Below are 14,191 nucleotides of genomic sequence, written 5' to 3'. Positions count from 1 at the left end.
TGAAAGACGACAACCTCAGTGAGCGCCATGAAAGTGTCGTGGTCGGGGTCACCGGTATCCAGCAGACCGGCTTTGAGAGCGTCACCGAAGCCCAGATGGTCGACGGTAAGCCACTGGCCGGCGACGCCGCTGACCATGCCCTGATTTATGATGAGGCCGAGGCGGATGTCGTGACCATCAAGCTGTTTATGATAAACAGCGACGGTCAGGTCGTGCCGGCCACTGACGGGACCCTGACCGAAGGAGACCCTGACAGCGACACCATCCAGTACATGGCGCTCCCTGTCGATGCTGATGGCAATATTCTCGCCACCTTCAACGGTGACGGTACCGTCACCCTCAAAGACCAGGATAAAGGCCAGGTCACTGTCTCGGTCACCGAGAGTGACGACAGTACCAGCAGCAACAACACCGACGTCACCACCCAGGGCATCACCCACCAAACGGTCGCACTGGGTCAGGCCTTTGAGGTCTCCGCGGTCGATGATTATTACGCCGAAGAAGGTGAACGTGTCACTATTGATCTGGGTGAGGTATCTGGACCTATCACTGATACCTATGAAGCAGTTGACGTTGAAGGAACAGCGACCAACGATATTCAGGAGGAATCAACCCTCCCAGGATTGGAAGACACTGTCTTCGTTAAAATCTTTGCCGTAGTTAATGGTCAGTTGGTCAACACCAATAGCATCAGTGAAACGAAAGGCGACAAGCTGGCAACCTACAAGGCAGTACTCGTTGACAAAGACGGGAATGTCATCGATGAGGGTAACACCAGTAAGGTAAATGTTTCCTTCAGTCAACTGGTCAATCCAGATGGTTCTGATGACTTCAACCGAAGTGATAGAACCATGACTGTATCACTTAATAAAGAGTTCAAGGCTCGCACCATTGACGATGTTTTTGCGGATGATGGTGAAACCTTCACTGTTGACGCCAATTTGACAGATCGGCAAATCGCCAGATTGGAAGGCATCTACGAGAACGTAGAAAACAGCCAGGACAGTGTCACTACGACCATTAACGACGAAGGGGATGGTAACTACGGTAAAAACGACACCGTCTATGTCATCGTGGAAGCCTCCGAGAATGTCGAAGAGTCTGACGATGCGGAAATCCACTTCACAGTGAAACTGGTGGATAAAAACGGTGACCCAGTCAGTGTTCCGGCAGGTGATAGCGTCACTGTCAATCTTCAACTGGCCGGTACTGCTGTGTTAGCAGATTTCGATGACAGCTTTGTATTCCAAAACTCTGTGACTATTGCAGCTGGAGAGAGTGAATCAGAAGTCATTACAGTTTTGGTCAAAGACGACACCTTGGCCGAAGAAAATGAGAGCGTCAGTGTCAACATCACAGCAATTCAGCAAGACAGCTTTGAAAAGGTCACCGAAGCAAATCTAGTGAACGGGAAACCTAAAGTTGGTGAGGCCACAAATAGCGCTCTGATCATTGATAACGATATTGATACGAAGCAACTCATCACTGGTTTTGGTGGTGATGATTCAATCAATGCGAATATTGCGAAAATTCTGAAAACAGGCGGATTAGAGCAAGACGAAGCCCCCTATACCAAAGAACTTTTCGAAGATGCCGGATACATTGTTACAGCATACGACGAGGGGCTCTTAAATCACGTTACAGGTAAGTATGGAAACTTTGAACTTGAGCTTGAAAACGCTTACGACGCCAATGAAGGAGCCTACCTGTTCGGAGACTTAGGTAATGACAACATCATAGGCGGTGCAGGTGATGACACCATTCGAGGGGGTTCGAATGGCCATGGTTCATCAGGCACAAGCGCAAATGGCCGTGAAGGGGATACTCTGGAAGGCGGTGCAGGTAAAGATACTTTCCTTTGGCAAAAAGAAGACTTGGTTAACATAGGGACTGTAGGTGGTTATGATCACGTTACAGACTTCATCGGTGATTTCAACGTTAAAGAAGATAGGCTGGATTTATCTGATCTTGTCTCAGTTTCTAATGGTGAATTAGACAACCTTACTGTCAGTTATGATGATAACGGCCAGATCATCATTTCTATCGATGTCGACAACGTCGCAGAGGATTCTGACGGAAAAGTCACTCAACATATCGTATTAGAAAAAACCAGCCAATCACAAGTCGACAATGAAGGTCTCGACCCATCTGCAGATGGTGGTGTAGTCATCAATACCATTATCAATGGTGAAGACGCCAAACTTACCATTACCGATAGTGACGGTTATGCCGGTAGCACTCCACCAACAGTTACCATTGATTTTGAAAACACGTAAGGGCTTTTGACACCGGATACTGCTCCGGTGCTTTTTTCTTTTGTTTATTTGTATGTATAGAGAGAAATAGGTGACAGACGCAGCGATTGCCGAACGCAAGCCGCAGCAGTGGCGTATCAGTGCGTCAACGCAAGCGGTAGACGACCCGTTGTTAGATTGCTTGGTCTTTTTGACTGAGCACTATGGTTCGCCATGCTCGGGAGATGCCTTAACGGCTGGTCTTCCTATGACAGACGCCCTGCTGGCACCGGATTTATTTCCTCAGGCTGCAGCCCGTGCTGGGTTGACGGCCAAGCTTTCCCGCAGGCAATTAAAAGCACTCCCTAAGCTTTTATTGCCTTGCATACTTCTTTTGACCGACAAAAAAGCTTGTATTCTTCGTGAGATAAACACCAAAGAAGGTACAGCGTTAATCCAAACTTCTGAGACTGGGGGCGAGGAAGAGATATCCCTTGCAGATCTGGAAGCCATGTATACCGGCTATGCGTTTTTGGTTAAACGCCAGTACCGTGGTGACAACAGTATTGATCTTCATCTTCACGACACCAAAATCCATTGGTTCTGGCAGACCGTTAAGGACGCCTCGCCCATTTATCGCGATGCGCTGATTGCCTCTGTACTGGTCAATATTTTCGCGTTGGTTTCACCACTGTTTGTCATGAATGTCTACGACAAAGTGGTACCTAACCTTGCCTTTGAATCACTCTGGGTACTGGCAACCGGTGCGCTGATTGCCTTTAGCTTTGACTTTCTGATGAAAAAGATGCGCTCTTACCTGATTGATATTGCAGGTAAGAAAGTCGATATCATTGTGTCTTCTCGTCTGTTCGCTCGCCTGATGGGGATCCCACTTGAAAAGCGTGCGAAAAGCGTCGGCGGCATGGCGAAACAGCTTGGCGAATTTGACGGCATCAGAGACATGCTGACATCTGCAACCATCACCACATTAGTAGATTTGCCGTTCGCTCTTTTCTTTCTGTTCGTGATTTATATCTTCGCTGGCGATTTAGCGGCAGTTCCTATCGTCGCCGGCATTCTTATTATCGGTTATGCCCTGCTGGTTCAGCCAAAGCTCAAAGTCGCCATTGAAGAATCCAACAAATATGCCAGCCAAAAGCATGGCCATTTGATTGAAAGTCTCTCGGCACTGGAAGGCATCAAAGCCAATGTCGCGGAAGGCATAGTTCAAAAGAGCTGGCAACAGATGACCGCTCACACGGCAAACTGGAACCTCAAGGTGAAACAAATCACCAACTCGGTTTCTTATTTTGCTTCTTTTATCGTGCAGGTCACCTCTGTTGCGGTTGTTGTTCTCGGTGTATATCGCGTGGCAGATGCGCAAATTACTATGGGCGGGATTATCGCAGCAGTAATGCTTTCAAGCCGAGCCGTGTCGCCAATGGCGCAACTGGCAGGTCTCATGAGCCGCTGGAACCAGACCCAATCCGGTATGCGTCAGCTCAATGCCATGATGGATCAGGAAGATGAGTTTGCAGACAAAGGCCACTTGGTTAGCCGCAAGCGCCTCAAAGGTGATATCTACGCAGACAATATTGGTTTTAGCTACCCAGAGTCAGAAAAACCAACCCTCCACCCCACCAGCCTGACCATCAACGCTGGCGAGAAAATTGCCATTCTGGGTAAGAACGGCACAGGTAAAAGTACACTTATCCGAATGCTATCAGGCCTTTATCAGCCAACGGCAGGCAGCTTGCGATTTGATGGTGTCGATGCCAAGCAAATTCACCCAGCAGATCTGCGTCGCAATGTGGGCTATCTGGCGCAGGATGTAACGTTATTTCACGGTACGATTCGCGAAAATATCATGTTTGGCACAAGACAGGTGACAGAGCACCAGTTAATCCGTGCCACACAACTGTCAGGTGTGGGGATATTTACCTCGCAGGACAGTGAAGGACTTGATAAGCAGGTGGGTGAACGTGGTGAAGCCCTCTCCCGTGGTCAACGACAATCGGTCGCACTGGCTCGCGCCCTGCTCAATGACCCGCCATTACTCATCATGGACGAGCCAACGGCCAGCCTTGATGCCCATGCGGAAAACCAATTTATTCATGCCATGAAGTTCGCGTCGAAAGACCGAACTTTGGTGATGATCACCCACAAAATGGCGCTGCTTCAATTGGTTGATCGTGTGATTGTGATGGATAAAGGCCGCATTGTCATGGATGGACCAAGGGATAAGGTGCTTGAGCGTCTAAACGGCAACGGGGGAGGTCAAAATGACTGACGCGCTAAAGCGTGATGACATTGAAATGACCGATGACGTCTATGGTGCCATGCTGACAGACGCGCCGGTGCGTTACCGTCTTGTTATCTGGGGCATATTTGCTTTCTTCGCTGCCATTATCGTCTGGGCCGCATTTGCTTCTTTAGACCGTGTCACCCGTGGTGAAGGCAAAGTTATTCCTTCCTCTCAGGTGCAGCTCATTCAAAGCTTGGATGGCGGTATTTTACAAGCCATGTATGTGCAAGAAGGCCAGTTAGTCAAACAAGGCGAGCCTCTTGCCCGCATTGACGATACTCGCTTCCGCTCTGACTTTGCACAGCAAGAAGAAGAAGTCTCCAGCCTACGTGCCAACATCATTCGTATGCGCTCAGAGCTTCGCAGCATTGAGCTGTCTCCTACCGCGCCAAATTGGCGGGAACAAATTGCCATCACCCTGTCTCCGCTTAAGTTCCCGTCCGATCTCGAAGACTCTGAGCCGGCATTGATTGAAGGGCAGCGTCAGGAATATGAAGGCCGTTTGCTGGATCTGAAAAACCGCCTTGAAATACTGGCTCGCCAGATTTTACAAAAGCAGCAGGAAAGTCAGGAAGTTGAGTCTAAAGTTCGTACTTTGTCAGACAGCTTCGGCCTGATAAAGCGTGAGCTAAAAATCACTATTCCATTGGCGAAAAAAGGCATCGTATCAGAAATTGATTTGCTTAAACTCGAACGCCAAGTGAATGACCTCAAAGGTGAGTTAGACTCACTTCGCCTGATGCAGCCGAAAATCAAAGCGACGGTCGATGAAGCCATTTTGAAACGTCGTGAAGCAGTACTCGCGTTCAGCAATGAAACTCGCTCCAAACTGAGTGAGCTAGAAACCCGTCTTTCCCGTTTAAGCCAAGCCCAGGTTGGTGCACAAGATAAGGTGGATAAAGCCGTTATCACCGCGCCAGTCACTGGCACCATAAAAACTATTCATATCAACACTCTTGGTGGCGTCGTTCAGCCTGGTGTTGATTTGATAGAAATCGTCCCTGCCGAGGATCAGCTTCTTATCGAAGCCAAGATCGCACCGAAGGATATCGCGTTCCTGCACGCGGGCCTGCCTTCTGTAGTCAAGGTAACGGCATATGATTTCACGCGCTATGGCGGCCTCAACGGCACGTTAGAGCACATCGGCGCAGACACCACGCAGGATGAAGAGGGTAACAGTTTTTATTTAGTTCGGATTCGGACGGAGAAATCCAGTCTGGAAAAAAAGGATGGCAGCGAACTGCCGATCATTCCCGGCATGTTGACCTCTGTTGACATCATCACAGGGAAACGGACGGTTCTGGAGTATTTGCTAAATCCCATACTAAGAGCGAAAGAGTCAGCGCTCCGGGAGCGTTGATAATAACAAGGAGAGAGTAATGAAAAACAGTGTTGTCCAATCGCTCAGAAGAAGCTTCACCGCATTGGCAGTTGCGGCGACCTTACTTCCTGCATCGGCTGCAGCTCAATCACTCGAACAAGCAGTAGCAACGGCACTGGATACTAACCCGCAAATCAGGCAAGCATTCAATCGCTTTAAAGCAAGCGAAGAGCAAGTCAATCAAGCCAGCGCGGGCTACTATCCAACCATCGATTTTGATGCAGGTATTGGTCGTGAATGGACGGAAAGTCCTTCTACTCGAAGAGATGCAGTAACCTACAATGTCGACGAAGAAGTTGAAATGACCCGCCGCGAAATCGGAGTGTCATTGCGTCAAGTGCTTTTCAGCGGCTTTCAAACGACGAATGAAGTCAAACGTACTGAGTTCGAAGCGAGCGCAGAGCAATGGGCACTTTATTCGACAGCCGAAGATCTGGCACTGGATGTATCACGCGCATATTTAGATTTCCTGCGTGCTGAGCAGGTGGTAGAGCTTGCGCAGCGTAATCTCGAAAGCCACCAGATCATTTACGACCAAGTTAAACAAAAAACAGACTCTGGTCTGGGCTCGACAGCTGACTTATCTCAGGTCACTGGTCGTCTGGCACGGGCTCACTCCAACCTTATCTCCGCGCAGAACAACTTGTCTGACGCCAGAGTCTCGTACCAGCGTATTATTAACAGTGCACCGGAAAACACACGCATTCCAGTCCCCGATGCTCTAATGTTGCCAACTTCTTTGGAATCAGCCATGGAAACGGCGAAAGCTGCCCATCCAACTTTGAAAGCTGCTGGCAACGATATCAATGCTGCAAAAGCTCAGCGCGCGGCAGCCAAAGGTAATTACTATCCAGAAGTGACCTTTGATTTATCTGCAAGCTGGGATGACAACCTTGATGGCAACGACGGCACCTCTTTGAGCGGAGGCCCAGATGTTGGCGGAAACAATGATGAAATCCTTGCGATGGTTCGCGTCAACTACAACCTGTTTTCTGGCGGTGCAGACAAAGCCCGAGAACGCGAGGCTGCATACAACATCAATGAATCAAAAGCGATTCAGCTCAATGCCTATCGTGATATTGAAGAAGGTACCACTCTGGCTTGGAATGCCCGCGTCTTCCTGAAAGAGCAAATGCAGTACCTCCGCCAGCATGTTGAAGCGGCAACTGAAACCCGAAACGCATACGAAGATCAATTCAAACTCGGTCAACGCACGTTGATTGATGTACTGGATTCAGAGAATGAACTGTTCCAGGCGCGTCGTGAATACCTTACGGCAGAATATGATGATCTGATTGCCCAATACAGACTACTTAATGCAACCGGACAGTTGTTGGCATCGCTACGTGTCACCACTCCTGAAGTTTGGAAAGGCGACGAAAGCTATGAAGGAGGGGTTCAGTAATGAAAAAGACTCTTACTATCCTTGCAATATTGCTAATGGCAGGCTGTAGCTCGAAAGATATCGTCACCATGCAAAACACCTCGCCACAGGTAAACGACCTTAGTGATCTTGACTATGACGGCGTGATAAAAGCCCGTGAAAAATGTGAAGAGACATTGCATGGAGCAGCTGTCGACAACGATGGCTGCCCGAAAGACAAAACCGTAAAGCAGAGCTTTCGTCTGAATATCACATTCCCGAATGACTCATCAGAATTACGTCCAAGCAACTATGCCAAACTTGAGCAGCTAGCTGATTTTCTTGGTGATCAAAAAGAAGCCGCCGTCACCATTGAGGGGCACGCAAGTAAAGTCGGTAGTCCCGCCTATAATCTGGCACTATCCCAGCGTCGTGCCGATGCGGTGGCGAAAGCACTGATCAACGATTTTAATATCGATCCATCGCGTGTTGAGGCCATTGGTTATGGCGATACAGAGCCTATGATCGATGAGGACTCTGAATATGCACATGATGTAAACCGACGTGTCATGGCCACCCTCTCAGGTAGCTACAGCACCACTGACATGCGCTGGACTATCTTCACAGCCAATTGATGGGTAGAGGCCGACAGACACTGTCGGCCTGCACTTACTGTGTATTAATTAGAGATTCACTATGTTTACACGACGCTCGCCGCTGGTTGGTGTTTACCTGTCTGCCATTTTGTTGGTCTTACTGTCGCTTCTCGCCATGCTGGAAAACAGCATTAGCCAACAGCAACAGCGTTTTACCCAACATGCTGATATCGTTGAAAGCCAACTGACCAAAGTTCTGCCTACCTTGGTGGCTTACTACGACACGGATGCGATTTCACGTATTGCTGAGGCAACCCTGTCCCCTGAATTAGTCCGGATAACCTTGACCGATCAGATCACGGCGGAACAAGGTATTTGGGCAAGGGAAGACGCGATAGCCCGAACAGGCTTCTGGTTTGAAAAACTGGATTCAGTTCATCCTATCGAGCGGGTCATTCAACTGCACCACGATGGTTCAGAAGTGGCGACCTTGACCCTGTCGCTCTCACCCCATTTGGCCAACCAGCAAATTGCAAATGACTTCAATCAAAGCGCACTGACATTAAGTGCCGCAATTGCTGCAATGCTGGCTATTTTCACGTTAGCTTTCAACCGTGGAAAGAGAGCCGTTGCCCGAGTGACCAAAACGCTGAACAGTTTGGCTGAGCAAGACTTTACTTCAACCCAGGCCAAGCAGCGCTCAGGCATCAAGTCGCTGGATGCCGCATTAGATAACCTTTCTTCCCACATCCAACGGATGATCCAATCGCTCCACAAAGAACTGAAAACACTAAACAACAGCATGATGTATGATGCCGCCTCCGGTCTACCAAACCGTCAATTTTTCATCCACCAGCTCAACAGCTGGATGGGTGATGATGAAAGTGTCCCGGGTGCTGTTGTGATCGCTAATATGGGGTGGCTGGACACCATCTATCGCCGCTATGGCTATGCCGCACGCGACGAAACCTGGCGTTTGCTGTCTGCCTCATTGCAATCAGCTTTCAGTGCCTTCCCCAATGTGTGTGTGGCACGCATCAGCGAAACGGAAATTGCACTGCTCCTTCCTGAGTGCAGCGAAGAGCAGAGCCGCAATAGCCTTCACACTCTTATCAGTACTCTCAACAACGAAGTGAACATGGCAGGTTTTGACACCAATGATGGTTTCCACATTGGTGTGGTACATGGCCATGGTTTGCCGGGAACGCAACTGATGTCATTGGCAGACAACGCCCTGCAACGCGCTATCAAGCAACATGATGTATTTGTGTTTAACCGTGGTTCAGAAGAGCAGGTGATCGACCGGGAAACCTGGCGTTCGTTGCTCAATGGGGCGTTGAAAAATAAGGCTATCCGCCTATTATCCCAGCCTGTATATCGTTTTTCTGGCGACACAACAGAGCCACTACACCAAGAAGTCTTTACTCAAGCGCACATTGAAGGAACCTGGCAGTCCGGTGGCAGACTGATGCCTTATATCCAGTTGTTTGAAAAAGGTGTTGAGTTTGATCGTGTGGTGGTGGAACAGTTGGTGAAGCTTCACAAAGAAGCGCCTATTTCCCAACCTTTAGCTTTAAACCTGACAGATGAAAGTCTGGAAAATAGATTGTTCATCAGCTGGCTTCAAGACTTACTGAAAAGTGAACTGCCAGCCGATAAGATCTGCTTTGAGATCAGTGAAGCGAGTGCACGGAATAATCTCACTGCTTGCATCAGCTTTAGCAAAGCAATGCGAAAAGTCGGTGCCAAAATAGGTATTGATCACTTCGGACGCTACTTGCAGGAGGTCGAATATCTTTCTGCATTGAAGCCAAGTTACGTGAAGTTAGATCAGGCATTCAGTCAGAACCAGAACGCACAGAACCGCGTATTTACCGAAACCCTGGCTAACATTGCTGAGTCAAAAAACATCATTGTGATTGCCACCGGCGTAAAAGACGATGAAAGCAAGGCAAGAATAAATGCCGACTTCATCGATGCTTACCAAGGGTTTATTCACCCACCAGCACCAATCAGCCAACCAGAACAAACCGCTTAAACAAGAAAACCCGCTATTGCGGGTTTTCTTTTAATAAGGGCGTCTGGCCGATTTATTCAAACCAGTAGCTCATAATGATCGCATCTTCTCTGCCAGATGCTGTAGGGTAATAATCATACCGGCGGTCAAACTCGTTAAAACCCAAAGCTTCATAAAGTCTTATGGCCGCTTGATTACTCTCACGCACTTCCAACCACGCCTCTTCCCCACCCGCTTCGCGCATACAGTCAAGAAATGCCTGAAGTAGCTGCTTACCATACCCCTTTCCCTGACAATCGGGAGAAACAGCAATATTTAACAACGATGCTTCGCCTGCCACACATTGTGCAAAGAAGTAGCCAATCAGTTGATTATCGACAACCAACACACGGTTGCAGCCAAATTTGGCTTCTGGTTTTCTTAGCAGGCTGTCAGCCCAAGGGTGGGTATGTGCGTTTTTTTCTACGCGAACGACTTCATCCAGCCATTGGCTGTCCATCGGAAGAATTTCAGGATTCATAATGCTTTATCTGCTGCCAAAGCTGTTTTTTGGCAAGTTGATCATTGTCCAAAGCGGCCAGTGAGGGAGAGGTTAAACGCTTTACACCCTCAATATCTGTGTCTTTGGTGCCAGCAAACCAACACCAATCCAACTGGTGTTTTCCAAGTAAATTAACAGCCTGCGGAGGAAGGTGAAGCGCCTGTTCAACAGATAACTTCATGCTGGCTAGCACCTTACTGAATAGAAAGGCTTCCTGCTCAGTGGGCTTGGATTCACACACCAGCAGCAGCTTACAATCGTCAGGCAAAGAAACAGGCTGAGGAGACACATCGGGATAACACTCAGGACGTCTCACATCCCATATCGTGATCCCCATTTCCTTCAGTCTCTGTAAATCGTTCATGTCTGCCTCAATTACTCTGCTGTGTGAACAAATGCTATCAAAACTAAGAGAAAACAACACAAACAAAAAGAGCTGCCGCTGCAGCCCTTAACATTTTGGGTTGGACCAAGAAGACTTACAGTTCATCAAACTCTGGGCAGTAAGCCACTTCACCACTGGTTTGCTCGAATGCACCTTGAGCAAATTCAAACGCCATGAATGCCTCCGCTGGTACATCCCATTTGCAGCGAAGACCAAAGTCGGCGGCTGGCTTGAAGCCAAATCGGCTGTAGTAAGCCGGGTCACCCAGCACCACACAAGCGGGATAACCAAATTCGTTCAGCGTATCAAAGCCTTCACGAACCAGCTGAGCAGCAATGCCCTGTTGGCGATAATCAGGGTGCACACACAAAGGGGCCAAACCTTGAACGCCAGTATCAGTCTCTCCGACTTGTACAGGGCTGAACATAAGATGTCCAACCACTTCACCGTCATCGTTACAGGCTACCAGTGACAAGGTGTTATGGCCATTCTCACGTAGCGCACGGACCAAAGCCGCTTCCGCCTCAGTCGGGAATACGTTTTTCAGCAATCTATCAATGGCTAGCTGATCAGCCAGCGCTTCAGATCTTATGAGCATATTGGGCCTCGTTGACATTGGGTGTCGATTGTAGCCCTTTTTGTACGAAGTCTGCCAATGTAAATAGTGCCTGACGCAATGCAGAAGGCAGTGAATCCAAATCGACGCTGTCCATCAGGTTTTTCACTTCCAAGCCCAGCTCAGTATCACCCTCGATCAGTAGTCGGCGTTGGAAGAACAAAGTATCTGGGTCTTCCTTGCGAGCGGCAATAAGGATCAGGTCGTTAATATCACCACTAAAACGTACATCAGCATTTTCAATGTCACTGCGCACCACCAGTTTATCATCGACAAAACTGATGAAGCTCTTCAAATCGATGTCGCGCACATGCACCTCAAGCCAGCGGTTTTCAAGAAACTCGAATTCACCATCATCCAGAGCTTCGTGAAAAACACGCTTCAGGGTTTCCAGCATAACTTTTTGCTGAACCGAAGCAGGAACAAGCTTTACAGGAAAGCGCAGAAATCCAGGTGCCTGTTGCACCAGCGTTGAATGGAGTTTGTTGAACAAAGTGATGTTCCAATATGAATAGGCCGAAAGTATTCGCCATTGTATGACACTGCTCGCGTGTTTTTTTATGCCTTGAGTCAAAAAAACAAAGCTCTTCCCCATAAAGGTTTAACGTTGAGCTCTCACATTATATAGTGTTGTCTCAATAATGGAGTTGAATTTGGATATAGCTTCACTAGCTACGATGTATGGTGCCTAAATGCCCGTTGAGCAGTTGACCTATTGGTTTTCACGTCTTACTCAAAACAGTCCGTTTCTCTTTGCCGTTCTCGATAAACATCACCAATACCTCTGGGTGAGCCAGCGCTATTGTGAAATCAGCGGACTGGATCAGGACGAGCTGGTAGGAAAACAGGATCGAGAAATCCTTGGCGCCAGTTTTTATGATGCGCTAAAGCCTCACTACGAACGTGCCTTCGGCGGCGAAGCCTCTGAAGGAGAAATCGTCCTGAACGATGGCATTCATGACTCCAGCTTTCATTTCAGCGTTACGCCTCTCACCAACAGCGAGTGGGCAGACGGCGCAGTCATTTTCCATGCGGCAGATACTTCGGAAAGACAGGTTCTTACCAGCGCACTCGAATCCTCAGAAAGTCGATTCAATAACCTTTGCCAACTCGTTGGTGAGGGATGCTGTGTGCTGGACGACGGTGTGGTTCTGAGCGCCAATCAGCATGCGGTGAAACTGCTTGGCTTTGACAGCCAGAACGAGATTCTCGGCGAAGACATAGAAAACCTTCTGGTGCCACCAGTGAAAGGCCAATCTGTCGTCGCCTCCCTGACCTCACTGAAATCGGGGCAACAACTGGTATGCCAGACTAAAGGGACCAGCGACAGTCAAACCATTAATGTCTCTTATGGCTCAGTGAGTCTGCTCGGTGGCAGTGGTGCAATCATCACGCTTTCCCGCACTGCAGCCGTCTCTGACCACAAACAAACGATTGAGAAACTGGCCCAGTTTGATGCCTTAACGGGTCTTTACAACCGTCACGGCTTCTCCCGACGCCTGGAACAGCTCATCAAAAGCAATACGCCGCTTCTGATGTTTTACCTTGATGTCGACAACTTCAAAAACATCAACGACTCCCTTGGTCATCATATTGGCGATCGTGTCTTGCAGGACATTGCACAACGCCTTCGAAAACAACTCCCTGCCGATACCATTCTTGGGCACCTTGGTGGTGATGAATTCGCGATTTTGCTGCCAGAACAAAGCAGCGATGAAGTGGCTGATGAGCTTTCACAGAAGGTGGTAGACGTGATCAGTCAGCCGTTCGACCTCTACCATTTCAGCAAGTACCTCGCCTGCTCCATCGGCATGGTGAAATTCCCAGGTGACGGTAAAGATGCCCGCAGCTTGCTCCAGAACGCAGACACTGCGATGTACGAGGCGAAAGAGCAAGGTCGCAACCGTGTAGTGACTTACAACCAGCACATGAACAAAGAGGCACGCATGCGTCTTTGGCTGGAAATAGAGCTTCAAAAAGCGCTACAAAACAATGGACTGGAAGTCTGGTATCAACCCAAGGTTAACGCCAAAGACTACACCATTAATGGTGCAGAAGCGCTGGTACGCTGGAAGCATCCGGTGGAAGGGTATATCAGTCCGGGGCGTTTTATTCCCGTGGCCGAACGTTCTGGCATGATTGAACTGCTGGGTCGCAATGTCATGCGTGAAGTGTTCCAGACTGTCCGCCGCTGGCAGAACATGAAAGTACTGCCGGGTCGTGTGGCCATTAACCTGTCACCACAGCAGTTCCGTAACCCGAACCTGACCTCACACATGAAAAAGCTGCAGGCTGCGACCCAAACCGATCCATCGCTTATAACCTTTGAGCTGACAGAAAGCGCTGTGATGAATGACGGCGAGCATGCAATCCAGATGCTAAACGCCATCAAAGATCTCGGTTTCTCACTGTCGATTGATGATTTTGGTACGGGTTACTCATCGCTGTCTTATCTCGCCAAGTTCCCATTGGACGAGATTAAGATTGACCGCGCTTTTATCTGCGATATGGAGACCTTTCCCAAGCAGGTCACCTTGATTGAAAATATCATCAATCTTGGCCGTTCGCTGAACATGTCCGTGGTAGCCGAAGGTGTCGAATCCGGTAAGCAAGCCAGCGTGCTTGCAAATCTGAAGTGCGACACGATTCAAGGGTTCCACTTCTACAAGCCCATGCCTCGCGCTGAGTTTGAAGCTTTATTGATCAACAACCGAAAAGCAAAAATTGCTTCGTGACAAATGAGTAAGAGGTGC

General features: G+C 48.7%; 11 protein-coding genes. 7 read left to right on the top strand and 4 right to left on the bottom strand.

Annotated elements, in window-relative coordinates; translation table 11 throughout:
• The 6 genes from GCE9029_RS26595 to GCE9029_RS23085 form a co-directional block, all read left to right on the top strand.
• The coding region (locus GCE9029_RS26595; RefSeq protein WP_438356880.1) for a calcium-binding protein at positions 1-2,276 on the top strand (2,276 nt) is incomplete at its 5' end.
• A gap of 70 nt (positions 2,277-2,346) precedes the next feature.
• A complete protein-coding gene (locus GCE9029_RS23105) occupies positions 2,347-4,524 on the top strand; it encodes a type I secretion system permease/ATPase (RefSeq protein WP_062667329.1) in 2,178 nt (725 codons plus the stop codon).
• Entirely contained in the window at positions 4,517-5,899 is a 1,383-nt protein-coding gene (locus GCE9029_RS23100) for an HlyD family type I secretion periplasmic adaptor subunit (protein ID WP_062667327.1), read from the top strand. Before GCE9029_RS23105 ends, GCE9029_RS23100 begins: the two co-directional genes overlap by 8 nt.
• A gap of 19 nt (positions 5,900-5,918) precedes the next feature.
• Positions 5,919-7,325 carry a TolC family outer membrane protein gene (locus tag GCE9029_RS23095; RefSeq protein WP_062667325.1) on the top strand — a complete coding sequence of 469 codons (1,407 nt, stop codon included), beginning with the start codon at positions 5,919-5,921 and terminating at the stop codon, positions 7,323-7,325.
• A complete protein-coding gene (locus GCE9029_RS23090; RefSeq protein WP_062667323.1) occupies positions 7,325-7,918 on the top strand; it encodes an OmpA family protein in 594 nt (197 codons plus the stop codon). Before GCE9029_RS23095 ends, GCE9029_RS23090 begins: the two co-directional genes overlap by 1 nt.
• Positions 7,919-7,979: 61 nt before the next feature.
• Positions 7,980-9,917 carry an EAL domain-containing protein gene (locus tag GCE9029_RS23085; RefSeq protein WP_062667321.1) on the top strand — a complete coding sequence of 646 codons (1,938 nt, stop codon included), beginning with the start codon at positions 7,980-7,982 and terminating at the stop codon, positions 9,915-9,917.
• Between the two features lie 52 nt (positions 9,918-9,969).
• On the opposite strand, the gene rimI is transcribed toward GCE9029_RS23085, so the two are convergent.
• From rimI to ubiT, 4 genes are all read right to left on the bottom strand, one after another.
• On the bottom strand, positions 9,970-10,416 hold the full coding sequence (gene rimI, locus GCE9029_RS23080; protein WP_062667320.1) for a ribosomal protein S18-alanine N-acetyltransferase: 447 nt from the start codon (positions 10,414-10,416) through the stop codon (positions 9,970-9,972).
• A complete protein-coding gene (locus GCE9029_RS23075; RefSeq protein WP_062667318.1) occupies positions 10,406-10,801 on the bottom strand; it encodes a DNA polymerase III subunit psi in 396 nt (131 codons plus the stop codon). Before GCE9029_RS23075 ends, rimI begins: the two co-directional genes overlap by 11 nt.
• Positions 10,802-10,916: 115 nt before the next feature.
• On the bottom strand, positions 10,917-11,420 hold the full coding sequence (locus GCE9029_RS23070) for a GNAT family N-acetyltransferase (protein ID WP_062667316.1): 504 nt from the start codon (positions 11,418-11,420) through the stop codon (positions 10,917-10,919).
• A complete protein-coding gene (ubiT, locus tag GCE9029_RS23065; protein ID WP_062667314.1) occupies positions 11,404-11,931 on the bottom strand; it encodes a ubiquinone anaerobic biosynthesis accessory factor UbiT in 528 nt (175 codons plus the stop codon). Before ubiT ends, GCE9029_RS23070 begins: the two co-directional genes overlap by 17 nt.
• Positions 11,932-12,130: 199 nt before the next feature.
• On the opposite strand from ubiT, the gene GCE9029_RS23060 reads away from it, so the two are divergent.
• Positions 12,131-14,173 carry a sensor domain-containing protein gene (locus GCE9029_RS23060; RefSeq protein WP_062667312.1) on the top strand — a complete coding sequence of 681 codons (2,043 nt, stop codon included), beginning with the start codon at positions 12,131-12,133 and terminating at the stop codon, positions 14,171-14,173.
• Positions 14,174-14,191: the final 18 nt, after the last annotated feature.

Source organism: Grimontia celer (assembly GCF_900055185.1).
Taxonomy (GTDB): Bacteria; Pseudomonadota; Gammaproteobacteria; order Enterobacterales; family Vibrionaceae; genus Enterovibrio; species Enterovibrio celer.
Note: the sequence above shows the minus strand (reverse complement) of the source record. Positions and strands in the feature narration are given on the sequence as shown.

Coding starts and splice junctions, on each gene's coding strand:
- GCE9029_RS23100 (WP_062667327.1), top strand. CDS start 4,517: ATGACTGACGCGCTAAAGCGTGATGACATTGAAATGACCGATGACGTC.
- GCE9029_RS23095 (WP_062667325.1), top strand. CDS start 5,919: ATGAAAAACAGTGTTGTCCAATCGCTCAGAAGAAGCTTCACCGCATTG.
- GCE9029_RS23090 (WP_062667323.1), top strand. CDS start 7,325: ATGAAAAAGACTCTTACTATCCTTGCAATATTGCTAATGGCAGGCTGT.
- GCE9029_RS23085 (WP_062667321.1), top strand. CDS start 7,980: ATGTTTACACGACGCTCGCCGCTGGTTGGTGTTTACCTGTCTGCCATT.
- rimI (WP_062667320.1), bottom strand. CDS start 10,416: ATGAATCCTGAAATTCTTCCGATGGACAGCCAATGGCTGGATGAAGTC.
- GCE9029_RS23075 (WP_062667318.1), bottom strand. CDS start 10,801: ATGAACGATTTACAGAGACTGAAGGAAATGGGGATCACGATATGGGAT.
- GCE9029_RS23070 (WP_062667316.1), bottom strand. CDS start 11,420: ATGCTCATAAGATCTGAAGCGCTGGCTGATCAGCTAGCCATTGATAGA.
- GCE9029_RS23060 (WP_062667312.1), top strand. CDS start 12,131: ATGCCCGTTGAGCAGTTGACCTATTGGTTTTCACGTCTTACTCAAAAC.